Below are 24,320 nucleotides of genomic sequence, written 5' to 3' on the forward strand. Positions count from 1 at the left end.
CGCCACCTCACCCCACCACCCGAAATCCGGGTGGGGCGCGCGACTTTTACGGAAGAATTGTCGTAGTTCCGACAATTTCCTCTTGAGATTCAAGGCATTTGTGAATAAGGGCCTCCCCGATTTTATACGGGGAAGCCCTCTTCCGTTCTTATTTAGAAATCGGATAAGCCTCGTTCCCGTGTTCCAGGATGTCCAAACCGGTGATCTCTTCGTCTTCGGAAACACGCAATCCGACCGTATATTTCAACGCGAGAAAAATGATCGAACTCGCTCCAAAAGACCAAACGAACGCGATCCCAATTCCGGTAAGCTGAACCAAAACCACCGACAATTCCCCGCCGAAGAAAAGACCATTGACACCGCCATACGCTTCTTGAGCAAAAAGTCCCGCAGCCAAGGTTCCCCAAGCTCCACAAACACCGTGAACCGAAACGGCTCCCACAGGATCGTCGATATGGATTCTATCAAAGAAAAGAACGCTCAGAACCACAAGAATTCCCGCAACAAGACCGATGATCACGGCGGAAGAAATGCTCACATTCGCACAAGGAGAAGTAATCGCCACAAGACCAGCGAGCGCTCCATTCAGCGATAGACCGATGTCCGGCTTCTTAAACATAATCCAAGTCACGATCATCGCGGACAAGGCTCCCGCCGCAGCCGACATATTCGTCGTAACCGCAATTACAGCGAAGTTTCCGCCGCTTACGGAAGTCGTAGAACCGGGATTAAATCCGAACCAACCAAACCAGAGAATAAAAACTCCCAAGGCCGCCATAGACATGTTGTGTCCTAAGATCGGGAATAATTTTCCGTCCTGATACTTACCGATTCGAGGTCCGAGGATCAGAGCTCCCGCAAGACCTGCCCAACCTCCGACCGAGTGAACCACGGTAGAACCGGCAAAATCGATAAAACCCATTTGTTCTAAATATCCCTTCCCGAGTCCCCAAAGACCGGCCCAAGCAAGACTTCCGAACATAGGATAGATAAACGCTGTAATCAATGCAGAAAAGATAATATACGAAACGAATTTCGTTCTTTCCGCCATCGCACCGGATACGATCGTCGCAGCGGTCGCGGCAAAAACCATCTGGAAGATTAAGAATGCGAATCCCCATTTGTCAGGACTTCCTTCTTTTACGATCAGAGAATCCGCAAGGCCGGGAATTCCGATTCCAAAACCGGGGAAGATCTGAGGACCGAACATAATGGAGAATCCGATCAGCCAGAAAAAGATCGAACCGAAACAGAAATCGATGAAGTTCTTCATCAAAATGTTCACTACGTTCTTAGCGCGAGTAAACCCCGCTTCCACGTAAGCAAAACCTGCTTGCATGAAAAAAACTAAAAACGCGGCGATACAAGTCCAGAGCCAATTGGTCTCGGACCTCAAATTGGCCAACTCGTCACTCACTGCTTTGATCGCAGGATCAGGGACGGCAGCCGCGGCTTCCGCTATAGGAGCGTCTTGGGCAAAAACTCCTGTAGACAACAGAGCGAGGATTAAAACAAAATACCAACGCATAGGATAACTTATCTCCTTTTTTTATTTAAATCATTCCGATCAAACAGCAAGTTTCGTATCTTCGTCTTCACCGGGAAGAGAAGGTTCTTCTTTTTTCCGCATCAGGTCTTCCAGCTTCTTGAGAGAAATCTTAAGATATTCGTTCGTCGGAGCGCTTTTGATTCCTTGTTGAAGAACCTTGATTGCCTTTGGGCTTTGATTGTCCTTCAGATAACATCTCGCCAAACGAAGACTCGCTTTCGAATATGTGTGATCGATCGCAAGCGAACGTTTGAGAGAACGTTTTGCTTCGTGTATGTTCTCGGTTTCGTAATAGGCTCTTCCAATCAGATAATGAATGTAAGCTGAATCTTCACCCGAGGTTTTTACGAACTTGTCCAAGAACTGAATCGACTTAGGAAAATTGCGGTCTCTGTAATACATTCTTCCGAGAAGAAGAAGACTATCCTTGATCGAATCGTCCAAAGAATAAACGTCCAAAGCCTTATCGTAAGCGAGAGAATCGTTTTTCTCGCGAGCTGCGGTTTTTGCGACGTTCATCATGGACTTTGCCTTGTTGAGAAGCGGATTACACTGAAGAGCCATGATGGAAATATCGTCTCCGTTTCTCGCTTCTCCTTTGTATCTTTTGAATCTGGAAATCAAAGAATCGACCAAATCGCCCACATAGATACGATCCCTTTGTTCTTCGAGAGTTTGTTTTTCCTGTCTCACCCAATCCAAAAATCTTGCGTTCCCGAGCTCTTGACGTTCCGGATTTTTTTGTTCTACGATTCCATCGGAAGTAAGAATGAGAATATCACCCGGGTTGATACGGCCCTGTTTTTCTTCGAAGTTGTTCCGATTCACTTCGAAAATTCCCATCGGAACTCCGTTCGAGTCGAGTTCGTCGATCACACCCGTATCGTTTCTAAAATGAATCAGCTTTTGATGAGCTCCGTTCACATAAGAATAAGAATAGTCACCGTAGATTCTTAAAATAAACGCAGTGAAATAAGTTCCCTCCGGAAGTTGAGGACGAATCGATTCTCCCAATTCCGTAAGAATTTCAGTAAGTCCGAGACCGAGAGACGTACATCTTCTAAATTGATAGTGAATCGACATCGTTACGAGCGCCGCGGGAATCCCGTGACCGGAAACGTCCGCGATGATCACCGTTACAGCATTCCCGTGTCGCACAACGTCGAAGTAATCTCCTGAAACTTCGGTCATCGGTTCGTAATACGTCCCGAAATGAATTCCGTTCCAAGGAGCGATGTTCGTATTGATGATCTGACTCTGAACGTTACGCCCCATCTTCATATCAAACTCGAGTTGTTTGAGAATTCCCGCTTCTCTCTGATTGGCCTCGATAAGACCTTCGATCAAACGAACCGACGTAAGAGCGAGCGCCAACTGAGAAGCCAACGCTTCCAAGATTTCGATATCGTCTTCGATGTAAAAAAAGCTGTGTTCCGATTCGACGGCGATCGTTCCTAAAACCTCGTCCTTATAAAGAATGGGAACGCACATAACGGAAAGAGTGGATTCTCCTTCGTCGATATACTCCGGATGATACGCAAGATTTTGAACGAGAAGTGACGTTTTCGTCTTAAACGTGTGACCGGAATAACCTTCGTTCACGGTCACACTTCTTCGCGGAGGTGTTGTTTCGCGAAGATAACGTACCGGAACCAAAAGTCCGTCTTTCCAAATTCTTAAAGTGGTGTTATCACATTCGAAGATGTCCTTACAAATGTTCGTTACCGAATTGTAGAGTTCGTCGTGTTTATCAACCGAAGCAAACTCCTTACTGATATAAAGGAGAATATCGATTTTATTCTTTTCGGTCAAACCACCGACGACCTTGTGGTTCCCTCGAAAACTAACTACTTTACGCTGACCAAATTTTAGATCTATCATATCCCGCACTCCAAGGAAAGGATTCACTCCTTGAATTCGCTTCTCTTTGCCTTTCTTTTGCAAGAAACGTACCAGGGCAAAAGTGGGGAAATTCTGCCTTCTTTTTATAAATAACGAATACTAAAAAGGCTCGACTTGAAATTATGCCCATTAAATAGGCATGACATAATTCAGATCACGTAAAAGTACAGCAAAATCAAGGAGCGGATTTGCGGAATTTGGAAAAGACGGAAAGGAAGCCTTCTTTGATCTTGTTTGCAAAACCGGGCTTCCCTCTGGTTCCGTATTTGTGGAGAAAAGATTCCACGTATTGAAAGACGTCGTCGTCGGCCCGATCCCCCATAACAAGACAAGCGTGTCCGTAGTCGTCCGAAGAACCGTTTGCCTTAGAGATCACTCTAAATTCTTTCTTTTTGGAACCTGCGTTTTCAAAGACGGAACGAACCGAGTCGGGGGTCGCGATCACGTCCTTTTCACCGGCGATAAAGAGAGAAGGAACGTTGATCTTTTTTTGCAGACGAACATAATCGTAAAAACCGTTGAGAGAATGCATCTCTTTGGTTTCGATCCAACGCATAAACTGTTCGGTCACGCCGTCGCTTATGTTTTCAATCGCATTCTTCATGATCTTCTTTACCGTTCGTGAAGAAGTCACCTTCGGGTTATAAAGAATTTCATCGATCGGAGTATAAAGTTCTCCGGCTAAGGGAGCGAGGATCGAAGCTCCGAATTTCAGATCCAACATTTTCCTCGCTCGAGGAAATCGGGAAAGAAGGCCGAGTAAGGTGATTCCGATATGATTCAGATTTCCGGGTCCTCCCAAAGAAACAAAGGCTCCTATATCTTTTGTGTCCTTAGGATCAGAGATACAAAAATGAGAATAAAGAATCATCGCTCCCATGGAATGACCCACGTAGGAAATACGTTCCGCTCCCGTGATCTTCTTCACCTTATCGATCATCGCGGGAACATCATATTTGACGATATCGTCGAAGGTGAAGTCCTCGTATCGAGTCGGACTTTCGTGATACGATCTTCCACAACCTCGAAGAGAAACCGCGAATACTTCGTAACCTCTGAGCTTTAGATAATAAGGAAGAGAATGTCTTCTGTCCAGATCGACAACATACTTATTCGTCGCAATTCCGTGAACTACAAGAACCGGCGCAAGCTGACGATTCGGTTGTGGAGGAATATGTCTGTGAAGCGCCAAATTCCAACCGTCTTTCGTCTTTGCAAAATGAACTTCGTCGGCGATATCTTCTTGTCCGTACAACTTACCGATCCAATTCAAAAGCAGAGGATGAATGAGAAGAATTAAGATCAAAATTCCGGTAAAGATAAAAGCGAGCGTGGAAGCAAGAAGTGCGAATAATAACAAGATGAGAAAAGTGGTGGCTAAGTAGAAAGGACTTCTACGATTCTTTAAGATCGCGAGCACAGGTTAAAAATAATCGAAATTCCGAATTGTCAAGAATTAGAAGACGCTTGCCCGAAAATTCCAAGAAAAGATCCTGGTAGAATCCATCCGAGTTCTTCATGTCTCAAATACCCGAATACAAAATCTACAAATCGCCGAACGGATGGTATTCCATGGTGGTTCCCGCACACTGGGTTCAGATGGTCATCGAAGGAATTCCTGCGTTTTTCGAAGAAAACGGAAGCGGCGCCCTCCAAGTCTACGCATTTGAAAACAAAGTCGGAAGTTATATTCTCAAGGAAGAATTGGAACGATATCTCAAAACTCACGAAATCGACTTCGAGGAAGACAAGGTGGCCGACTTTGAGAACGAAGAAGGAAGCAAAATCATGGCTTGCGAGTTCGTAAAGGAGGACAGATTCTGGATGGTCTATATGATCGCCAATAAAAAAAGAATGATTCTACTCACGTATAACAGCGATGAGGTGCCGGCGGAATACCTCGTAAAAGAACTCACTACCGTTATCAGTTCGATTCGTTTCTCACAATAAATATCACTTTTTCCAGAGAAGAAATTCCGCATTTTCGGTCGTGCTCATCGATTGAATGACGTTCTCAAAATGAAAGCCTTCGTATTTTGAAACGATTTCATAGACTCGATCATAACCTTCACAGCCGCTCGGAATCAAACACCCGCTATTCTTACCGATCAAAGCCAGCCAAATATCCGGTGCAAACGGCCCTGCATCCGTATTGATCAACCGGATCTCTTCGATCTCTTTCCAAGCGATCTGTTCCATTTTTCTTCTCGGATGTTCCACTCTTACGGATTCTTCATTGAGTGTGACGATAAATTCGTCTTCAGGATTTCTAGATGGATTCAATTTTTTGAATATAAAATCGAAAATGCTCATTTCAGTGATTCTTCCGTTCCTTTGTCAGATTTTCTTTTTTCCGCTTTTCTTATCTTTCGAAAAAATAATCAGTTTTATAGATCCGATCCATCTCTATGAAGTATCTCAAAACATTCTTCACGACCGATTTTGTAATCGGAATCGGAGTAAATGGAATATTCTTTTCTAATATTCTTACAATAGCCAGAATACAAATCCCATTCTTCTCCAAGAATCGATAAGTCTGCATCTAAGAATATATTTGTATCCAAGTCCTCACTCGTAGGATGACCTTTGGTCGCGAGGATTTGTGACACGCATTTCGCAATTCGGGGATTTGCGTAACCAAGGGATGGAAGTCGAGTCCTTGCAAAAGCATAACCTTACTCACAAGTGGTCCGAATCGGACGAAAAACTGTCGGAACTCCGACGCCCTTCCGTAAAAGTCGCGCGCCCCACCCGGATTTCGGGTGGTGGGGTGAGGTGGCGGGAAAAACGGGTGACTTTCCTCTATCACAGAATTCTAATTTTGCAAGAAATAATTCCCGTGTAGGAACTCCTAAAAAATCCTTTCTTCACTATGATTCTCATCGCAGTTTTTCACAATTCGCATGTAAGGTTATAGGCTCGCAAAGAGCGAAGCTTTTTTCTTCATTCTCCTGGGAAGAAACTTCGTAGATAAAGCCTTGATATAACGGTGGAAAAAAGCACGAAAATCCGATCGAAGAGAAGAAAGTCTTCCTGAGGAGGAAAATGACCCCACCGTTCTCAAGGAAGACAAAATTCTTCATTCTATTTCGAAAGTTTGAAAACCTTATGTCGAATACCGGACCTTCCAAATCGAACTGGCTCCGAGTAATCTGCCTTTGGATAAACGATCCGCCTTACTCAAAACATTCGAATCGAAAAGTCACTCGATCGCAAGCGTAGCCGCGACTGCCCTCTTCCAACGTTTTAATTTTTGAGTTCGTTTCTCCGAATCCATCTTCGGCTCAAAGGTCTTATATCCTTTTTGAAGGGATTTGAGTTCTTCCGTGTCTTTCCAAAATCCGATCGCAAGTCCCGCAAGATAAGCCGCGCCCGTCGCGGTCATATCCGGTTCTGGGGCACGATTGACTCTCATATTAGAAAAGTCCGCAAGACATTGAAGAAGAATATCGGACTGCGAAACTCCCCCGTCGACTTTGATCTCTTTGATCTTTACTTTGGTATCTTTTTGGATTCCTTCCAAAACCTCGAAGAGACTCAGAGCGATTCCTTCCAGGACGGCTCTTGCAATATGTCTTCTATGAGTCGCAAGAGAAAGACCGCTGATCGAGGCCTTTGCTCTCGGATTGAAATACGGAAAACGAGCGCCAGTTGGATACGGAATAAAAACAACACCCTCCGTGTCGTCCGCTTGAGCCGCAAGTTCGTTCAAAACCTTGGGCGTATCGGAAAGCCCGATCCCCTTCCCCAACCAATCGATGAGAGTTCCCGCGGTTGCGACAAAACCTTCCAGCATATAAGTGGTTTGCCCGTTGAGTCTCCAAGCGATCATCGGAAAGAGCCCTCTTTTGGAAAGTTTCGCCTTGGGTCCGATGTTGATATCGACAAAAGCTCCCGAACCTTGGGAAATTTTTACTTCTCCCGGTTCGAAACAACACTGACCAAAAAGAGCTGCCATCTGATCCCCGATCGAAGCTCGAATCGGAACCGAATTCCCGCCGAGAAACTCAGGAAGGCTATGACCGAAATCTCCGTTGCTGTCTTTTACTTCAGGGAAAAGATTCGCGGGAATTCCGAAAATCGAAAAGATCGGTTTGTTCCAGATCAATTGAAAAGGATTAAACATTCCGGTAGCGACCGCGTTAGACGAATCCGTGAGATGATTTTTACCGCCGGTGAGTTTGTAGATAAACCAAGTGTCCAAGGTTCCGAAGAGGACTTCTCCTTTTTTACAGCGGTTTTTGAGTTCCGGGTTCTCATCCAAAACCCATTTCAGGCGGCAGGTCGCGTGATCGGTCGTGAACTTGAGCATGGAGGTTGCGATCATCATCGGATGATTCGTAAGATTTCCGATTACGGTGGAGACGACACGAATCAGACGCCAGACAAAATTCTGATTCATCGCATCGGCGGTTTTATAAGAACGAACATCCGCCCAACTAATCAGAGGAGTCAGGGGTTTTCCCGAAGATTTTTCCCAAAGAAGAAAAGAACCGCGTTGATTACAAATTCCTAATACAGCGATTTCCTTTGCAAGGGCCTTTTTCTTTTGGATTTTTTTCAGGAGGGAAAGAAGGGCTTTCCAGAGAACTTCCGGATCGTGTTCCAGAGCGCCCGGAGCCGGAATGTTCGGAGGAGTTTTTTCATATTGTCTTTCGACGATTTTTCCTTTGCGATCAAGTAAAAACGCTCGAATCCCGCTTCCACCGCTATCGATGGAAAGGACATATTTTCCTTTTGGATTGGTCATTCGATTCTCCGAAATATTCTTGCTGGGTAAAAAAGAAGAATCCGCATCATCTCGCAAAAGAAGCATTCAAAGGAGATAAAAACGAAATCAAAAAAATAGATAATCGAAAGCAGACGATTCTGTCTATGTTTTTTGCGAAAAGGAAAGGACAAAGAAGAAGGATTTCATTCTCAAAAAAAGGGTTCTCGGGACGCTTCCAAGAAGGAAGTTGAAAGCCGGTTTGAAAGCACGCTCCAGAAGAATTCAGATCGATCTTAAGAATCAGGTCCGCCGCTCTTAAGATCGAAATCGGATTTCAAAAAAAGGAAATAGAAACTTTCTAAACTAAGATTCCTCTGAGATGAGAAAGAATTCCCCGATTATCGGAAGTCGGAATGTCCTTCGCCATCTTGTGAAAGATCATGGATTGGGATTGGCGATCCAATTTATCCATGAGCATCCCGAGAAAACGAGGTTCGGAAACAAGGACAAGACTGAGAAAACGGTTGGACTTTCTTCCTTGCGAGATTCGATCGGAAATCTGACTCGCAAACGTTTCGGCGACTCTACGTTTCGGTTCTTGAACGGATTCGGTATCAAAGGCAACCCTCTGCGCCTTCGCACTTTTACCGGGACCGGATGACTGGAGGATAAGCTCCCGATTTTTCATTCTGCCTTTCGGATTTTCAATACTTTCCAAAAGTTGAAGACCGTTTTTCGAACCTTTGTACTCATAAATTTTCGCTTCGGATCGATTGGCGACCACAACCCATTTGTTTTTCATAGACACTCCTATCGAGCGACCCATAGGGAGCGAGATAGCCAAAAGCCGTGAAGCAAGGCGTTGGCTCTTTGCGAAGCAAAGAAGAGCGACAACAAACCTCGTTTACCGCAAAACCTATCTCAAAAAAAACTACCTCAAATCACCCGAAAATCATTTCCAAAAAAATAAAGCCCTTACAAGAGAAAGTTCCAAACGGATGAATCCAAACGAGCAAACATGGGACCAATCGGATCTAAACCGTGAGTCATACAAAAGTGAATTTGTTCTATACGAATTCAGAAGAAAGCGCAATCTCTTTTTGTTTTTCCAAAAGCGGGAACCTTTGTTGTATAACGACCGTTTTGGTAAAAGGGTAGAATCATACATTACCGAAAGGATATATCGATGAGCTTCCTCATATTCTATCCGCTCCAAGAAAGTTGAGCTTGATTTCTTTTACGGGATTAAACCCAGAAGGCATATTATAGATTCTTTATATTATCTTTGCACAAAGAATTCCCGGCGATTAAAAAAAATTATAGAACAAGTTATAGAAATAAATCGAAAAGAAAGAATCCTCTTTGATGATTGTTAAGCGACAAAATATGCCATTCGGACAGGCATTTGAGTTCGATTCTTTTCCGAATTTAAAAGAAGACATGACCTAAAAAGGAAAAAAATATTTTACCGGAAAGCCCCAAAAAAAGACTTATAAAAAGAGAGATCGGCGGAGAATCAGCGAGAATCGTTAAAGTAGGAACTCATTCTTTTGGGAGAAACCCTTTCCAGGCGAATTCCGACACGTTCAGACCTTTGACACATAGAAATCCTTTTTTGGACCTCTTTGCAAAGGCTTCTCTTCGCTTAACAATTTTATGACTTTAAAATACCAAACATTGAAAGTATTTATAAAGAGACCATGATTTCACAACTTGCATTCCTCTTTCAATTTATATCCTGAAAGGATTTATAACTTCGAAAATTGTAATCTTATGATAGAAATCAAAACTCTTTCTTTTCCTTTCGAAACAAAGATAAATCGGAATGAATTGGATAGAATGCAGGTTTTGCTTTTTAAAAAGAAAATTACTCTTTTTTAAAAAGCGATGAACAAGACGCTTCTTTCTTTACGTCCGAAGATTCATGCGTGAAAGAAAGAGGAAGTTAAAATACAGGAGTGGAATGGATGGGCTTTTTTCCAGATTTAAATCTATTGAATTATCTTAACTTTTTTGCGGAGGGATTCAATCGATATTTAGAATATATTTATTCGGTGAGTATCGCAATCAGTCTTTTGACCGGAATTTCCGGTTTGTATAAAGGAAAATCGGATCGCCTCAACTTCGTTCGCGGAATTTTTTTGTTGAGCGTTTTTTTCTGCATCATCGGCCAAGGAAGGGCTTTTTCTTATGTGATTCAGCCTACTGGCACCCTACTGATGAACGAACATCGAATCTTCTTTTCGTATTTTTTTGGATTCGCAATATGTGCAAGTTTTTCCACTACTTTCCACACGCTTCATGTAATCGGTTATTTAAAAGACCCTTTAAAACCGAGTCTATGGGCTTTTATCGGTTTTCCGGTAATCTTTATCATTTCTCTATTTTTGGAAAATTTGCATTCGATTACGTACTTCGGCAAGACTTTGGTTTTCTTGCTCCAAATGGTCGGTGGAATTTGGTCCCTATCCTACATTAAGAAACAGAAATTAAAGCGAATCTACTACAACTATCCTCTGCAAAATTTTGCTCTCTGTTTTTCAATAGCCGGCCACACCATGGGACTATGGATCGGTTCCCTGACTCTGGTCCTTTTTGCACTAGCGACACCGGCGCTTTTCGTGATTTATTTTTTCATTCTCGAATACAATTTTCCTGAGATTTTGAGAAAGAGTATTTTTAGATCCGAGAATTCGGAACTCGAAACAGAACTAGAAGCGGCGTTCGTCCAAGAGGAAGTTCAGATTCTCAATCAATATATCCCTCGTAATCTATTGGAAGGAGTGAATATTACCAAGATCGATGAGAATGTGGAACGATTTGTTTTGAATCGAGAATTCTTAGACGAAGAAATTCGACTGCCGGATTTTTCCGCTTATATCGGATTATCGGTTCATCAAGCTTCCTATTATTTAAACAATTATAAAAAACTGAGCTTTTCCGACTTTCTGAATTATCATCGATTGCAGACTGCAAAAGAAATGATCTTGATGAATCAAGAAATGAATCTTTTGGAAATCGCCCTCGCCTGCGGTTTCAATTCCCCGTCTTCTTTTCGAAGAGCTTGTCTTAAATTTGAGGAGAAGTCTCCCAAAGAACTTCGCAATCAATTGATCCGAGAGGAAAGACCGATTCCACATCTGGAATTGCAAGCTCAGATTTCTTAGACCGAAAACCGTTCTCAAATCCTCGGCGCAATGCCGAGGAAATCTTTACCCAAAAAAGCGTTTTCGAACAAGACCCAAAAAGAAGCCCTCTCAAACACTCAGTAAACTCGTTCTAAATACGCTGGAGTTCCCACAATTACGCCCTCAAAGCAGGTTTTAAACTTTATAAGAGAACAATGATTCTTCTATTCTTTTTGGAGTTCCCACATTCAGGGTTTTTCGGTAAAGCTCAAAGTTCCAATCGTCTCAAGACTGCGGGCCAGTTCAAAAACAAAAACGCAAGTGGGATTCGTAAATTGGTTCATAAAATCATTCCCCCAGAATATCAGAATTTCATAATATAACCTGACATCTTTAAATTCTAAATTCTTCTTTCCCGACCCTTCTTGCCTTCCTAAGGATGTTCGTTGAATAGAAACTTCTGATGCCAATATGGAAACAGCTTCATCAATTTCGGCTCTTAAAGCTACTTCAAGGAAAAACAATGCGCTTAGGAATTGTTTCAGTGATATTCTTTTTATTTCTTGGGGCCTGCGTAAAACGTCCGGAGAAACCAGAGCCTCCATTTGCAATCTTGCACCTCTTGTCCGTGATACGGGTCGACCAAACTCAAGAGAATTCCGAATCCATAAATTCTTGCCCTGAACCCCTCTTTCCTTTCAATCCGGGCTTCGTGATGGACACAGGACAAAACCAGTGTTGGACTCCGGGTGGTGTGATCACCGCCTGTCTGGGAACCGGACAGGATGGGGAATTTACAAACACACCTCGTCCCCGTTCTTTCGGTTCTCCCACACAACATTGCCGTTACACGAACGATTATACTACCTTGGATCAGATTCACGGTTTAACTTGGAGAACCTGCGCTCAGGGGCGGGCGAACGCCGATTGTTCCGGTGGGACCAATACACTCATTTCTTGGGACGACGCAAATGCCGGACTACCGGGTAGTTGTTCCGAACTCAACACGTTGCATGGAGGAAACGGTTACGCTGGAAAAACAAATTGGAGAGTTCCTACCATCCGAGAACTTTTCTCTTTGATCCACGTTTCCAATATTCCCAAAATCAATACAGTTTCGTTTCCAAATACCAATTTCGCATCTTCCTATCTTTCCGATTCGAGCTATGTGCCAGTTCCGACCTTAAACTTTGTTTCTCTTTTTAATAACACGGCAATTCCGACAACACTTCTTCCCAAAAATACAAACCAATTTTTACGTTGTGTTTCCGGAAACCAAATCCCGGCGTTCTCCTTCGTGGACAACGGGGACGAAACGATCACGGATCAAAATTCGAGACTCCTCTGGCAAAAATGTGTGGGAGGCATTTCCGGCGCCCTGTGCACAGTGAATCCTCCCATCAATTTCGATTGGGCAAACTCTTTGGCTTATTGCAATGGATTGAATTTCGCGGGACGTACCGACTGGAGATTGCCCAATACAAACGAACTCTTGAGCATCGCAGATTTTACCGTAGCAATTCCACCTGCAATCGTTCCGGTTTTTTTTCCCAATACTCCCATTGCCCAATTGTATTGGACTTCGACGACCTATCAAACAATTCCGAGTTTCGCTTTTGCGATCGATTTTACAAATGCTCGCGCCTATGCTACGAACAAAGCCCTCGCACTCCCCTTCACACGATGTGTAACGGACGCGCCCTAAATTCTTAACTCGAAAAAAAATCAAACGAGAATTGGAGTTTCCCTCTACCGAAAACCAAGATCCCGAGATATAAACTGAACACTTTTAAACTCAAATAGTACTTCACAAATATTGAATATACTATAAGCGATTCCATAAAGATCCAAGAGATCTTTATTCTTATGATTTTTTTTAAAACAAATTCTTACCAAAAGACAAAATGAAAACTTTTGGAAGAGTCGTTTTGGTTATTTAACACAAGAGAGAGCATTTATGTACAAATTCTTACTTTCCACAATCTTTACGATCGTTTTGTTTGCCTGCGTTCGGCCCCCGGAAAAACCGGATCCTCCGTTCGCAATCCTCCAGTATTTAACAAAATTAAACTCTTCGAATACGGCTAACGAAGAGGAAAATCTCAATCCTTCTTCTTCCAGTCCCATCCTTTGCCCCGCGCTGGCTTTCGTATTCAATCCGGGAGGTATTGTCGACACGGGACAAACAACTTGCTGGAATACTCTCGGAGTGCCAATAGCTTGTTTAGGGACCGGACTGGACGGAGCCTTTGCCAATGTTCCCAATGCTAGATCCTTTGTGGGCCCGACCCAACACTGCGTCTATCCAAACGATTATACAACCTTGGATTCATTTCACGGACTGACTTGGAAAAGTTGTGCAGAGGGCCAATCGGGACCAACCTGCGGAATCGGCGGACCTACCCAACTTACCTGGAACGCGGCGACTACCATTCCTGCACCGATGGGAAGTTGCGGGGCTTTGAATACGCAGAACGGCGGAAACGGCTACGCCGGGAGAACCGACTGGAGATTGCCCACGTTGAAAGAACTGGCGTCTCTCCTTCATTATTCCAATGCTCCTCAAATCGACCTAACTTCGTTTCCGAATACGTTCACGGGATTCAATTATATGACAAATTCTCCTGAATCCGGAAACGCCGCCAATATTTGGGCCGTCAGCTTTAACAACGTCATAGCAAGTAAGATAGATATCGTTACAAAGGCGACTCCTATCAATATCCGCTGTGTTTCCGGAAATCCAATTCCCGCACAAGCGTTTTTGGACAACGGGGACGGAACCATCTCCGATCTGAACACGGGACTCATCTGGCAAAAATGTACGGACGGCCAAGCCGCGATTACCTGTGCCGGAATACCGGTGGACAATGATCTGAACGCAGCCCTCGCATCTTGTAACGCACTCAACGTCGCGAACTTTGGGGGAAGAAACGACTGGAGATTGCCCAACACAAACGAACTGTTAAGCATAGTCGATTATTCAACGCTCAATCCGAGCATTTCTGGATTCTATCCAAACACATCGCAGGCCGACTATTGGACTTCAACGACGTATTCAAACATGACAAGCCGAGGAATCATTATATCTTTCTTAAACGGAGCTTTAGGTATTAATGATAAAGCAAGTTTGATTCGAAGTCGTTGTGTCGCGAACTAAGAAGAAACTCTAAAAAAAAAATACAAAATCCTTTTTAGAGTTTGTAGCCGATCTCCGGAGTCAAGGCGATCGAACTCTTTGCGAAGTTCCCGATTCCCCTGCCGATTTCTCTTCCCTTTTCATCCACAAGAATCGATTCGGCGATGATCTGATGTGTAGCATTCTGAACCACAGATCCTTTAGCTGTCAAAATCCCGGACTGAATCGGCCTAAGCAGAGTTAGGTGAAACGTGGAAGTGAGAACAAAATTTCCTTTTACGAGAGAATTGGCCGCAAAAAAGGCGGCGTCGTCCGCCGCTTTGAAATAGACAACTCCATGTGTCGAACCTGCGGCGTGAAAAAAATCATTTCGAATTTCGATCTTCAGTTCCGCCGTTCCCTTTCCGATCGTAAGCAAAGGTTTAAAATACAGGTTCACCGGAGCGCCGTGATACATGTTTTCCAATTTTCGGTAGTGTTCCGTTGAGGTTTGATTTGTGATTTCTGACATAGACTTCAGATAAAATCAATCTCCTCTGAGAAGAAAATTCTTTTTTTTTAAACGATAGAATGCGGAATCAAATTCAGGACTTACTTCAAAACTTCTGAAGTTCCGAAGTAAGTCTTTTCTTCTTATAGTTTGAATACAGAATCAATAGAAAATTCGAATGAGATTGCTTTGAACTTTTCCAAAATCGGAGATTGTGGGAACTCCTCCGTTTTCAATCAGAACCTTGCCCGCACGATGAGAGAATTGTAAAGGGAATCGTCCTACAAGAAAGGGTTTTTAGGAGTTCCTACACGGGGATTTGTGCTTGCAAAATTAGAATTTTGTGATAAAGGAAAGTTCCCGAGGTTTTTTCCCGCCACCGCTCCCCACCACCCGAAATTTGGGCGGGGCGCGCCGCTTCACGGAAGAAGCGTCGGAGTTCCAACAGATTCTTCTTGAGATGCAAAATACTTGTGGGTAAGAATATGGTTTTTAATGGGAGAAAGAATCTTTCGAAAAACTAAAGATAGTAGAATGCAAGACTCTTGTGTAAACTATTACAAATTTTCTTTCCGCTTTTGGGAAAAAATGTTCTACTGGATTCTACTTGGAAACGAGCCTACAGCGGCTTTTATGAGACTCTCCTTAGAAATAAGGACGAAAACAAATCATCGAAATTTTTCTCGAAACTCACTCGGGGTTATTCCTTTTTCTTCTTCGAAAGCTCTCAAAAAACTCGTCTTCAAATTTAAACCCGCCCCTCCGGATCGACCCTCAAAATAGGATGATCTTTCTTATTGAGGATTTTTTTCGCCTTTCGGATTTTATATTCACTGCAGAGTCCGGAAAACTCTTTTGAAAATTGGTACGGACTTTGAATTTTTCACGAAGTTCACGATCAAGGACTTTTCATAAAAGTCTCATTCGGATATAGACTTTTGAAGTAATTTAATAATTAAGAATATTCTAATTATTTGATTTTATTTCTAAAATCGAATAGCATGACGTCCACAAACGAAAACTGGAATTTCAAAGGAATATTCGAGTATGGCAACGGAAAATCCGAATTGATGTAGGCCGTAGCATTTTAGTAGGATCGTTTTTTTCAAGTGTAAAAAACCGGAAAGACTCGATTCCAACTGAAATCGAAGGATGGACTTGACTTTAAATCTTCCAAAGAACAAAATTTTCAATCGGAAATCATCCGGAATAGAATCGTTTCTTCCAATATTTTTAAACTAACGATTTCTTTCTTAATTTTGTCGATGGCCAGGTATTTCCAATAGTTATTATTCCGGTTTGCGGCCGCATAGGCGCCTACAACATTTGAAGAATAGATCATCAGTGTCGATCCAGTAAGAATGTAAAACACTAAGCTCATCGGGTTGATAATGAACACAGCGTAAGAGGCCGATATCATAACGAAGTTTACAAAACCGGCGGTGACTCCCTCTGCGAATTGATTGCTGTATATCTGTCCGCTCCCGGGTAGGATACTGGACAACGACGCCGAGAGGTAGGGATTCTTATTCCTTTCTCGGATTTGAACGCTCTCTTCTTTCAAAAGTTTTCGAAAACGACTTGCTTCTATTTCTTCATTTTCATCGCTCTTCGAAGGAAGAAGTTCATCAAAAGCCTGAACCGAGCTCAAAAAGAGAATCGATCGCTCTAATTTTTCCAATCTACAGTCCGGAAAAAAACAGGAAGAACTTTGTTCTACCGGAACCTGGTCGTTTCTATTTTGCATCAAATTGGAAAATTCGTACAGAATTCGAAATCGAATATCTTTAAAATCCGATTCTCTAAAAATACCGCCCAATTCTTTTTCTTGTCTTAACAATGCAAAAATTTTTAAAATTCGAACCGAATCGCAGTCCACTTCCAATAAAAGACGACTTAACTCAATTTCAGATTCTAAATATTTTTCGGACTTGTAATATTGAATGGCATTTCGAAAAGTACTGTGTTTGGTTTCTAAAGAATTGCAAATTTCATCCGAACTATACGGGAATACGGAAAATGACACTAATAAAAAAAGCGACAGCGTATATAATCGTTTCATTGTTTCTTTTCTGCGGCACGGTTTCTAAATCAGAGAAGAAGGAAGACGAATTCTTTTTAACTACTTTCGTTCTTTCTAAAATAGAAGAACACCAAACTCGGGATCGTAAGTTTCAGAATGTGGCCTGCCCAATGGAACCTTCTTGTTCCAGCTTCGTTAAGGAAGAATTTGAAAATGAAAATTTTATCCTTGCCACCTTACTTTCCCTAAATCGCCTACTATGGATTGAAAATCGTTTGATGCAGAATGATAAATTCCATCGAACGATCTATGTCAAACGCAGAGGGAAACTGATCGAGGATAAAACCGTCGACCAGTTTCCAAGAGAATATTTCTCTTTCAAACGGGAATTCAAAGCTGATTAGCGTTCAGTTGATAGAAATAACTTTTTTCATTCTCGAAGCGGTGAGATCCCATACTCTTACACGATTCCGAGTCGCATAATTTGATTTCTTGTTCCTTTCCGTCTAAATATGCATAATCCTCGCTCTTTAAAACTTGAGCACCCACGATCATCGTTATACCTTGAGGAAGATGCGAAACGACCAACGCGGAATCGCTTTTTGTGGAAAAACCGGAAAGAGCCTCATCGATCGTAAAGTTCTGATACGACTTCGGTCCTGCGATCCAAATAAAAGGAACCCAAAGACAAATTCCTCCGATCAAGTTGATTGCTTTGATCTCAGTTATAACAGGTAAAGTTCTTAACACTTTTTTATCTTTTCGAAATTCAACGACGTGTCTTTCGAATACGAGATTCGACATTTCTACATCCACAGGTGATTTTCCGACTTTCATTCCTTGATAGTAGACGTCAAGGCCGGACGGTTCGGTATTGATCTTTACCATTGTAGAAGGCGAACAATGTACGATCGCGGCAGTTGTAAGCGCCAGAATAATTTTTTTCATAGAAGATCCGTATTAAAGGTTTCCTCTATTTCTAAGAAAGATAATTTTCTGTCAATGACGTTTAACGGTTTCAAAATGACGGATTTTATGGAAATTGAGTCAGCTTTCTTCTGGTTATAAGAACGAACAAAAGAGCTTCTTCCGTCCGATTTTTTTTCTAAGAATCATTTAAATCTTAAGGCATTCTAGGAGGGAACTTCAGATTCAAAATTTCACGCATCGCGTTTTCCAATTCCAAACGAAGGGACTTTTCGTTTTCCGAGACATACGCCTCAAACAAGGAAGGAAGACTTTCCGGATCGTTGATCGTCCTTATGGTCGCAACGGCTTCGAGTCTTAGATTCAACTTTTCTCTCGGATTTCTCGCAAGGACGAGTAACGCAGGCACCGCATTCTTTTCTTTGAGTTCCCCCAAGGAATGAATCAATTGCCACTTGACCATATTCTCTTTTTCTTCCGAAAGAATTTTGGTAAGTTCGATCGCGCTCGTATTCGCGCCTAACTTTCCCACTGCGTAAGCGGCCTTCGTCCGGAGCTCGGTTTCCTCTCCGTTTGTTAAGACGGCGAGAATTCCCTGACCTCCTCCGTTGTTTCCAAGTTCCAGCAACAGATCGATCATCCGCGCTTTGAGAAAGAGAGTATCTTCTTTTGTCAATTGCTCGGAGATCGCCTTTGCCCCTTGTTTGTCTTGAAAGATGAGAAGCGCCTCCAAAGAAACTCTTCGAATATCCGGATTGCTATCGCTTAAACCCTTGTAAAAAAGAGAAATGTTCTGGCGGTTTTTTTTGTTTTTAAGAATTTCGAGCGCCACGAGACGAACGTCGTCGTCGGGATCCCCGATCGCCGACTTTTGAAACTGAGAAAATTTTTCCGTCATTCCTAAACGGTTGATCGCGATGAGATATTTTTTTCTCACTCCGGAACTTTCGTCGTTTGATAGTTTATGAATCTGATTCTGAATTCTCTCATCCTTTATGATCAAAGAGGATTCCAAAAAATACGACCTCTGAACCGGATCCTTGGAAAGAGACATGTCTAGAAGAATCGGCAAAGCGCGATCGTCTTTCAAAAGTTGCATGAGTTTGTAACTCAAAAGTCTAACTTCTGCTTCCGGATCGGTAAAGGCTGTGATCACGGAATAGATCAGCCGTTTTTCCTTCTTCTTCTCAGCCAAAAGAAGAATTTCCTTTTTAAGAATCACGTTAGTCGTCTTTTGAAAAATAGAATCCAAGACGCTCACCCAATTTTGAGCAAGGCCGTCCAGATCATCCAGTTCCCCGAATAACTTCAATATCGCGAGTTGAACTTTTTCGTCCGTGGAATCGTTCTGGAAGATCGGAAGTAATTCTTTTATGAGATCCAATCGACCTCGAGATCGAATTTCCGAAATCGCCGTCGCTTGTGTCTTCCCCGGACTCAATACCTTTTCTTTAAATTCGTCTTTGGGAGTTTCTGCCGCTGCGATCGGAAGGGTGAGTAGAATCAAAAGGAATACGTTTGTGAAAAAAAACCTCAGAAAAATCCCTCCCTTCGAGTGGATTCTTCCAACGCCGCGGACGCCGCGCGTTTGTTTTCATACGCTTCGGAAAGAGAAGGATCCAAGTCGATCGAACTCTGAAACGAACGCACAGCCCTTTTGTATTCCCCGTTTTTATAATAACAGATTCCGAGATAGTTATAGGCGGTCGCGGCGGTCTTCGGTCTTACGTCCGAACGAACGATCGCGGTCAACTCGTCGATGGCCTTTTCACGATCTAAAATCGAATTTGAGTCTATTAGAATTTTTGCAAGTACGAGACGACCTTCCATGTCCTCCGGATCCATGTGAGCGGAACGAAACGCTTCATCCTTCGCTCGATTTTTGAGATCCGGATCCTTGGATTTATTATAAAGAAGAGCGAGTTTTTTATGGGCGTTTTTCAGATCGCCTCCATCCCTGGAAGTATTCAAAACTTTTAATAGGATTTTTTCGGCGTTGGAATCGTCCTGCATTCCCATATAGGCTTCCGCCATTTTGAGATAGACTTTATACGCGTCGTCTTTGTGCTTTACCACGCCATTGTATTCTTCCACGGCTTCTCGGAAGAATTTATTCTCCAGAAGATAATCCCCCAGTGCTTCCCTGCTTTGTACGTTCTCCGGTTCAAGCGCCGTGGACCTTCTCCAATTTTCGATCGCAAGAGTTCCGTTTCCGGAATGTTTGTAAACGAGCCCGAGAGTATGATACGCCTTTGCATTTTTCGGATTGAGTTCAAGCACTCGATTCAGAGCCGTGATCGCTTCTCCATAACGTTCCATCTGATCCAGAACCACGCCTAAGTTGATCAACGCCGTTTCCGTAAAACTATCACCCGGAGTGGAAGACACGATTCTTCTGTATGTTTCTTCCGCCGAAAGAAGATCCCCTTTGTTATAGTAAGCCTCCGCGAGTTGAAAGAGAGAATCCAAATCGGTCGGATTGTATTTCAAACTTTTCTGAAGAGCGGAGATCGACATCTCCCCTTGATTCAAATTCGAGAATCCTTCGGCGATCAGACGATAGATTTCAGGATCGTTCGCTCCCGCGTCTCTCGCGAGTTCCAGATATTTCAGCGCTTCTTCTTTTTTTCCGTTCTTCTGAAGAACGACCGCGAGGTTGTAGAGATATTTGGCTTCATTCGGAGAAAGCGCGCTCGCCTGACGGAAATGATATTCCGCGCTCGGATAATCCTGTTTGTTGTAGGCGATATTCCCAAGATAAGAATGAGAGAGAGCAGCCAATCTTCCCGAAGGAGACTTCATTACGACTTTCTTAAATTCTTCTTCGGCTTGGGGAATCTCGCCTTTTTTAAAATAACTCACCGCCAGATTGTAAGTGAGATACATATCATCGGGAGATTGCGAAAGCCCCTCTTTATAGGCGTCGATCGCCGCGTCGGGATCGTTTAATTCGTTAAAAAGGTTTCCGGCGAGTAAGGAAATTCTCGGGTCGTTCGGAGCGATCTCTTTTGCTTTGAGAGCCGCCATTCTCGCGTCCGCAAATCTTCCGGCGTGTTTGTAAGCGAGAGTGAGATTATAGTAAGCGTAAAAATTCTTCGGATCAAATTGAACCGCTTTTTGAAGACGTTCGATCGCTTGCGGATAACGTCCGCTCTCGTCGTGAATCACGCCTAACACGGTGAGTGCGATCGACTTTTCTTCCTGAGTTCCGGTAGAATCTAAGAATTCATTACAATAATCGAATGCTTGTCTTGTGAATCTTTCTTTATAAAGGTTGATACACTTTGTGAGTTGTGGATTCGCGTTTCCGTCCGGAAGATACGGTCTTTCCAAAAGACGATTGATATCGGATTTATTTTGTACGAGATCTTTGTTAAATCCGCCGGCGAATTCGGAACCGGGAGAAGGAGAACGGAAGAATTGGTAGTAAACCGCGAACCCGAGTCCGCCGAAGACGACGGCTCCGAGAAGAATCCAGAATATTAGAAGTTTATTGTATGATCTGCGAATCCGAACGGGCTCCCTTTCTTCGGGGAAATAGAGTTCTTTTTCCTCGATTCCCTCTAAGAACAGCCTGTTTTTTCGGATTTCTTTTTCATCCATCGGATTTGATTTCGTTTTTGAGAATTGCGTCTAAGATTCCATTTACAAACCGGGCGGATTCTTCACTTTCGAATTCTTTCGTAAGCTCCACCGCTTCGTCGATCGTAACGTTCTTCGGAACTTCCCAAGTGTACAACAATGCATACACGGACAAACGAAGAATCGCTTTATTCACGACGCTGATCCTGGAAAAGTCCCAGTTCTTGGAATACTTCTTTATCAGAGTATCGATCTGTTCCTGATTTTTCACAACCCCATTTACGATGGAAATGGCGAAATCCCTTTCTTCTTGTTCTGTTTTTTTATCATACCACTTGAACTTCAAAACGTCCTTGAGAGGAGGTTTTGTAAGTTCCAATTGGTAAAGTGCCATTACGGCGATTTCGCGGGAAGTACGTCTGGCTGACATTTAAAGAAGGGAAAGCAAGTTGACCATTTCAATCGCCGTGGCAGCGGATTCCGCGCCCTTATTTCCGGCTTTGGTCCCTGCCCTTTCGATCGCCTGTTCAATCGTGTCCGTTGTCAAAACTCCGAACACAACCGGGATGGAATACTGAACTCCGATCGAACCGATCTTTGCGGATTCTCCCGCAACAAAATCAAAGTGAGCGGTCGCACCTCGGATCACTGCGCCCAAACAGATGATCGAGTTGAATTTTTTAGAAGCGGCCGCCTTCGCGACAACCACGGGCATTTCATAGGCTCCCGGAACTCGTACCACGGTGATATCTTCTTCTTTGACTCCATGCATCCGGAAGGATTCAAGAGCGCCTTTCAAAAGGCTTTCGGTGATGAATTCATTAAAGCGGGAAACAATCACGCAGTGTTTTTGTCCCTTGCCGTTTAGATCTGCTTTCAGTTCTTGGATCATAGATTCCTGATTGATTCTATTGTTGAGAAATCACATGTTACCTATTGTGGCAAATCAAAAAGTCCTCTCAAGATCGTTTTTCTCCCTTTCCATACGTTTCCTCTTATTTTCTTCCCTGATTCTAACGTTGACCGATTGTTCCGTCTATCGAAGAATTTTTCAAAAGGAAGACGTCTTTTTAAAATCCTTAAATCTTCCGGAATGGGTTTTAGAATCTTCGATCAAACTGAGAGTTTTGTCCGGCCTTTTGGACGTCCCTAATCCGGAAGATTCACTTCCGGAAGATGAGATCGCGACGTTCGAAAACGGAGCCAGAAGAATTCTCGCAACTTCCCCCCAAGCGATGAAAGATCTTTTTGAAGCTACGGGTTGTGTCGACGGCTCGAAACTCGCAGGAATCCGCGCCAACCGAATCACGGAAAGAGAAGAAGACGTCTGGTACGGAATCTGCCAAAACGGAAAGGAAGATGCGATCATCTTCCGATTGTTCCAGATGGGAAACGTGGATCTTTATAGAAGGTATGAAAAAGAAACCGTTCCCGCTTGGGAAGAAGCCAGAAAACTCGCGGCCAACAATCCGGACAAAGCGGTGCGTCTTGCCAATCAAGTCATAGAATTAGAACCCGCTCATCCTGGTGCGAGGAAACTTCTAGGCAATCTCTATCTCAAAGGCGGCTATTGCAAAGGTTCTGTTCGAAATTATAGAATCTACTTACGCGTTATGCCTCTTGCCGGCGACAAGTGGAAAGTCCACGAACGCCTCCAAGAAAAATGCCCCGACTTTCTAAAGCCGGAGCCGAAAAAAGAAGAAGTTGAACTTCCCGAAACGGATCCGGATTCTTTCTAACCTTATTCGATATTCAGTATATTCTATTTATAGAATATACTGAATACATGAATTTACAAATTTCGACCGCGGATTGCTTGCGAGCAATTATTAAACTAAAAACTTAGCACGGTCATAAAACGAAGATCTGACCGAGCGGTAAATTCCCCTATTTAAACTGTTTCATTTCCTTTTTTACTTACGAATTCTTTTCCTTCCTGGAAAGATTTAGTTTCTTTTATAAATTAACAATATAACATTTTTTTCATTTTCTAAAAAAAATTCAAAATGATCTCGAAATCCGTCTTCTTTCGGCGCCACCCGAGAACCGTTCCGGTTAAGAGGTAAAAAATTATGCTTGAGCAGACTTCGATCAAAGAGCAATCTAATCCTATGATTTGGGTACATAAAATTCCGAACAAATTGGAAGAAATTCTCGGCCTGGATGGATCTCACAGTTCCGTAAATTTCTAAATTCGACTCTCAACGAGTTTCGAAACGAAGTCCTTGGTTTTTCTTCCAACCGTTTTGAAAGAAGGCTTCAGAAGGAAACTTATTTTTTTAAGGAAGAGATCAAGGAACTTCGAGAAGACGTTCGTGGCATGCGAGTTCAAACCAAAGAAGAAATTCATCTTCTTCGGGATGAAATGAGTCAGTTTAAACTGGATGCGAACCGAGAATTCTATTTGTTTCGTTCTTCGATTCAGGATTTTCAGAACAAATTTCGAGAAGAAACGTTAAACAATCAGAACGAACTTCGATCCGATTTTAATGGACTTCGGTTGGAAATGAAATCGGAAATTACTGAAATTCACAAAACGATCTCGACTCAGACTCGCTGGATTTTGGTGGGAATGTTAGGAGTGGGAAGTTTCTTACTCAGCTTGGCAAAGTTTGTCTAACTTTGTTTTTCTTTTCCGACTCGGATTACAAGTGTGATCTTTCCATCCGGTTTTTCGACTACTTCGAACCCCTCTTCTCGGAGAGTTTTTTTAATCTTATAAAGTCCAAAGTTCACGACTTTGGGCTGAGAAACGGTTTTTGGAGTAGGTCCTTCCATCTCTACTAATATCGGATGGGACGGGAGTTGATCTTAAACCTTTGTAACGGTTTTCTTCCGTTCAGAAGGTTCCTTGACAAAGGCAGGCAAAAAA

Annotated in this window: 22 protein-coding genes and 2 pseudogenes; 8 read left to right on the forward strand and 16 right to left on the reverse strand. The window is 42.9% G+C overall.

What is annotated here, in order from left to right; genetic code table 11:
• Positions 1-148 precede the first annotated feature (148 nt).
• From JWG45_RS01355 to JWG45_RS01365, 3 genes are all read right to left on the reverse strand, one after another.
• Positions 149-1,528 carry an ammonium transporter gene (locus tag JWG45_RS01355; RefSeq protein ID WP_205277996.1) on the reverse strand — a complete coding sequence of 460 codons (1,380 nt, stop codon included), beginning with the start codon at positions 1,526-1,528 and terminating at the stop codon, positions 149-151.
• A gap of 39 nt (positions 1,529-1,567) precedes the next feature.
• Positions 1,568-3,430, reverse strand: coding sequence for a GAF domain-containing SpoIIE family protein phosphatase (locus tag JWG45_RS01360; protein ID WP_205277997.1), 1,863 nt, complete (start codon positions 3,428-3,430; stop codon positions 1,568-1,570).
• A gap of 196 nt (positions 3,431-3,626) precedes the next feature.
• On the reverse strand, positions 3,627-4,871 hold the full coding sequence (locus JWG45_RS01365; RefSeq protein ID WP_205277998.1) for an alpha/beta hydrolase: 1,245 nt from the start codon (positions 4,869-4,871) through the stop codon (positions 3,627-3,629).
• 12 nt (positions 4,872-4,883) lie between these two features.
• On the opposite strand from JWG45_RS01365, the pseudogene JWG45_RS01370 reads away from it, so the two are divergent.
• A pseudogene (locus tag JWG45_RS01370) lies at positions 4,884-5,401 on the forward strand (hypothetical protein).
• Between the two features lie 3 nt (positions 5,402-5,404).
• On the opposite strand, the gene JWG45_RS01375 reads toward JWG45_RS01370, so the two are convergent.
• The 4 genes from JWG45_RS01375 to JWG45_RS01390 all read right to left on the reverse strand — a co-directional run bounded on the left by JWG45_RS01375 (position 5,405) and on the right by JWG45_RS01390 (position 8,964).
• A complete protein-coding gene (locus tag JWG45_RS01375; RefSeq protein ID WP_205278000.1) occupies positions 5,405-5,764 on the reverse strand; it encodes a hypothetical protein in 360 nt (119 codons plus the stop codon).
• A 74-nt stretch (positions 5,765-5,838) separates the two neighbouring features.
• Positions 5,839-6,060 carry a hypothetical protein gene (locus JWG45_RS01380; protein WP_205278001.1) on the reverse strand — a complete coding sequence of 74 codons (222 nt, stop codon included), beginning with the start codon at positions 6,058-6,060 and terminating at the stop codon, positions 5,839-5,841.
• Between the two features lie 593 nt (positions 6,061-6,653).
• A complete protein-coding gene (locus JWG45_RS01385) occupies positions 6,654-8,201 on the reverse strand; it encodes a glycerol kinase 5 (RefSeq protein ID WP_205278002.1) in 1,548 nt (515 codons plus the stop codon).
• A gap of 319 nt (positions 8,202-8,520) precedes the next feature.
• Complete coding sequence (locus JWG45_RS01390; RefSeq protein ID WP_205278003.1) at positions 8,521-8,964, reverse strand: host attachment protein; 444 nt, start codon at positions 8,962-8,964, stop codon at positions 8,521-8,523.
• A gap of 1,165 nt (positions 8,965-10,129) precedes the next feature.
• Here JWG45_RS01390 and JWG45_RS01395 point away from each other — a divergent pair.
• Complete coding sequence (locus JWG45_RS01395) at positions 10,130-11,329, forward strand: AraC family transcriptional regulator (RefSeq protein WP_205278004.1); 1,200 nt, start codon at positions 10,130-10,132, stop codon at positions 11,327-11,329.
• Positions 11,330-11,538: 209 nt separating this feature from the next.
• Here JWG45_RS01395 and JWG45_RS01400 read toward each other — a convergent pair whose 3' ends face one another.
• Complete coding sequence (locus JWG45_RS01400; protein ID WP_205278005.1) at positions 11,539-11,895, reverse strand: hypothetical protein; 357 nt, start codon at positions 11,893-11,895, stop codon at positions 11,539-11,541.
• Between the two features lie 110 nt (positions 11,896-12,005).
• Here JWG45_RS01400 and JWG45_RS01405 point away from each other — a divergent pair, with 110 nt between their 5' ends.
• A complete protein-coding gene (locus tag JWG45_RS01405; protein WP_205278006.1) occupies positions 12,006-12,995 on the forward strand; it encodes an Lcl C-terminal domain-containing protein in 990 nt (329 codons plus the stop codon).
• Between the two features lie 252 nt (positions 12,996-13,247).
• Complete coding sequence (locus tag JWG45_RS01410; RefSeq protein ID WP_205278007.1) at positions 13,248-14,447, forward strand: Lcl C-terminal domain-containing protein; 1,200 nt, start codon at positions 13,248-13,250, stop codon at positions 14,445-14,447.
• Positions 14,448-14,481: 34 nt separating this feature from the next.
• Here the strand turns inward: JWG45_RS01410 and JWG45_RS01415 are convergent, their stop codons facing one another.
• Entirely contained in the window at positions 14,482-14,937 is a 456-nt protein-coding gene (locus JWG45_RS01415; RefSeq protein ID WP_232380459.1) for a PaaI family thioesterase, read from the reverse strand.
• A 1,168-nt stretch (positions 14,938-16,105) separates the two neighbouring features.
• Positions 16,106-16,978 (reverse strand): hypothetical protein, encoded by an 873-nt coding sequence (locus tag JWG45_RS01420; RefSeq protein ID WP_205278008.1) that lies wholly within the window; start codon positions 16,976-16,978, stop codon positions 16,106-16,108.
• On the opposite strand from JWG45_RS01420, the gene JWG45_RS01425 reads away from it, so the two are divergent.
• On the forward strand, positions 16,936-17,343 hold the full coding sequence (locus JWG45_RS01425) for a hypothetical protein (RefSeq protein ID WP_205278009.1): 408 nt from the start codon (positions 16,936-16,938) through the stop codon (positions 17,341-17,343). The two genes, JWG45_RS01420 and JWG45_RS01425, sit on opposite strands and share 43 nt — an antisense overlap.
• Here the strand turns inward: JWG45_RS01425 and JWG45_RS01430 are convergent.
• The 5 genes from JWG45_RS01430 to ribH all read right to left on the reverse strand — a co-directional run bounded on the left by JWG45_RS01430 (position 17,330) and on the right by ribH (position 22,340).
• Positions 17,330-17,887, reverse strand: coding sequence for a hypothetical protein (locus JWG45_RS01430; protein ID WP_205278010.1), 558 nt, complete (start codon positions 17,885-17,887; stop codon positions 17,330-17,332). The two genes, JWG45_RS01425 and JWG45_RS01430, sit on opposite strands and share 14 nt — an antisense overlap.
• A 175-nt stretch (positions 17,888-18,062) precedes the next feature.
• A complete protein-coding gene (locus tag JWG45_RS01435; RefSeq protein WP_332476222.1) occupies positions 18,063-19,352 on the reverse strand; it encodes a HEAT repeat domain-containing protein in 1,290 nt (429 codons plus the stop codon).
• Between the two features lie 47 nt (positions 19,353-19,399).
• Positions 19,400-21,469, reverse strand: coding sequence for a tetratricopeptide repeat protein (locus JWG45_RS01440; RefSeq protein ID WP_205278011.1), 2,070 nt, complete (start codon positions 21,467-21,469; stop codon positions 19,400-19,402).
• Positions 21,462-21,878: a transcription antitermination factor NusB gene (gene nusB / locus JWG45_RS01445; RefSeq protein WP_118983560.1), complete on the reverse strand. Its 417-nt coding sequence runs from the start codon at positions 21,876-21,878 to the stop codon at positions 21,462-21,464. Before nusB ends, JWG45_RS01440 begins: the two co-directional genes overlap by 8 nt.
• On the reverse strand, positions 21,879-22,340 hold the full coding sequence (gene ribH, locus JWG45_RS01450; protein ID WP_205278012.1) for a 6,7-dimethyl-8-ribityllumazine synthase: 462 nt from the start codon (positions 22,338-22,340) through the stop codon (positions 21,879-21,881).
• Positions 22,341-22,374: 34 nt separating this feature from the next.
• On the opposite strand from ribH, the gene JWG45_RS01455 reads away from it, so the two are divergent.
• The 3 genes and pseudogenes from JWG45_RS01455 (at position 22,375) to JWG45_RS01460 (ending at position 24,068) form a co-directional block, all read left to right on the forward strand.
• Positions 22,375-23,187 carry a tetratricopeptide repeat protein gene (locus JWG45_RS01455; RefSeq protein WP_118970050.1) on the forward strand — a complete coding sequence of 271 codons (813 nt, stop codon included), beginning with the start codon at positions 22,375-22,377 and terminating at the stop codon, positions 23,185-23,187.
• A gap of 428 nt (positions 23,188-23,615) precedes the next feature.
• A pseudogene (locus tag JWG45_RS22575) lies at positions 23,616-23,705 on the forward strand (hypothetical protein); the annotation flags it as partial.
• 63 nt (positions 23,706-23,768) lie between these two features.
• Positions 23,769-24,068, forward strand: coding sequence for a hypothetical protein (locus JWG45_RS01460; protein ID WP_205278013.1), 300 nt, complete (start codon positions 23,769-23,771; stop codon positions 24,066-24,068).
• Here the strand turns inward: JWG45_RS01460 and JWG45_RS01465 are convergent.
• A complete protein-coding gene (locus JWG45_RS01465) occupies positions 24,065-24,226 on the reverse strand; it encodes a hypothetical protein (protein ID WP_205278014.1) in 162 nt (53 codons plus the stop codon). The genes JWG45_RS01460 and JWG45_RS01465 overlap by 4 nt on opposite strands.
• Positions 24,227-24,320 lie beyond the last annotated feature (94 nt).

The sequence above is a fragment of the Leptospira ainlahdjerensis genome, assembly GCF_016919175.1.
GTDB classification, from domain to species: Bacteria; Spirochaetota; Leptospiria; order Leptospirales; family Leptospiraceae; genus Leptospira; species Leptospira ainlahdjerensis.

What these genes read in the sequence shown, in the direction of transcription:
- JWG45_RS01355 (WP_205277996.1), bottom strand. Translation starts at nt 1,528, where the DNA reads ATGCGTTGGTATTTTGTTTTAATCCTCGCTCTGTTGTCTACAGGAGTT.
- JWG45_RS01360 (WP_205277997.1), bottom strand. Translation starts at nt 3,430, where the DNA reads ATGATAGATCTAAAATTTGGTCAGCGTAAAGTAGTTAGTTTTCGAGGG.
- JWG45_RS01375 (WP_205278000.1), bottom strand. Translation starts at nt 5,764, where the DNA reads ATGAGCATTTTCGATTTTATATTCAAAAAATTGAATCCATCTAGAAAT.
- JWG45_RS01385 (WP_205278002.1), bottom strand. Translation starts at nt 8,201, where the DNA reads ATGACCAATCCAAAAGGAAAATATGTCCTTTCCATCGATAGCGGTGGA.
- JWG45_RS01390 (WP_205278003.1), bottom strand. Translation starts at nt 8,964, where the DNA reads ATGAAAAACAAATGGGTTGTGGTCGCCAATCGATCCGAAGCGAAAATT.
- JWG45_RS01395 (WP_205278004.1), top strand. Translation starts at nt 10,130, where the DNA reads ATGGGCTTTTTTCCAGATTTAAATCTATTGAATTATCTTAACTTTTTT.
- JWG45_RS01400 (WP_205278005.1), bottom strand. Translation starts at nt 11,895, where the DNA reads ATGGAGGCTCTGGTTTCTCCGGACGTTTTACGCAGGCCCCAAGAAATA.
- JWG45_RS01405 (WP_205278006.1), top strand. Translation starts at nt 12,006, where the DNA reads ATGGACACAGGACAAAACCAGTGTTGGACTCCGGGTGGTGTGATCACC.
- JWG45_RS01410 (WP_205278007.1), top strand. Translation starts at nt 13,248, where the DNA reads ATGTACAAATTCTTACTTTCCACAATCTTTACGATCGTTTTGTTTGCC.
- JWG45_RS01415 (WP_232380459.1), bottom strand. Translation starts at nt 14,937, where the DNA reads ATGTCAGAAATCACAAATCAAACCTCAACGGAACACTACCGAAAATTG.
- JWG45_RS01425 (WP_205278009.1), top strand. Translation starts at nt 16,936, where the DNA reads ATGACACTAATAAAAAAAGCGACAGCGTATATAATCGTTTCATTGTTT.
- JWG45_RS01420 (WP_205278008.1), bottom strand. Translation starts at nt 16,978, where the DNA reads ATGAAACGATTATATACGCTGTCGCTTTTTTTATTAGTGTCATTTTCC.
- JWG45_RS01430 (WP_205278010.1), bottom strand. Translation starts at nt 17,887, where the DNA reads ATGAAAAAAATTATTCTGGCGCTTACAACTGCCGCGATCGTACATTGT.
- JWG45_RS01440 (WP_205278011.1), bottom strand. Translation starts at nt 21,469, where the DNA reads ATGGATGAAAAAGAAATCCGAAAAAACAGGCTGTTCTTAGAGGGAATC.
- nusB (WP_118983560.1), bottom strand. Translation starts at nt 21,878, where the DNA reads ATGTCAGCCAGACGTACTTCCCGCGAAATCGCCGTAATGGCACTTTAC.
- ribH (WP_205278012.1), bottom strand. Translation starts at nt 22,340, where the DNA reads ATGATCCAAGAACTGAAAGCAGATCTAAACGGCAAGGGACAAAAACAC.
- JWG45_RS01455 (WP_118970050.1), top strand. Translation starts at nt 22,375, where the DNA reads ATGTTACCTATTGTGGCAAATCAAAAAGTCCTCTCAAGATCGTTTTTC.
- JWG45_RS01460 (WP_205278013.1), top strand. Translation starts at nt 23,769, where the DNA reads ATGCGAGTTCAAACCAAAGAAGAAATTCATCTTCTTCGGGATGAAATG.
- JWG45_RS01465 (WP_205278014.1), bottom strand. Translation starts at nt 24,226, where the DNA reads ATGGAAGGACCTACTCCAAAAACCGTTTCTCAGCCCAAAGTCGTGAAC.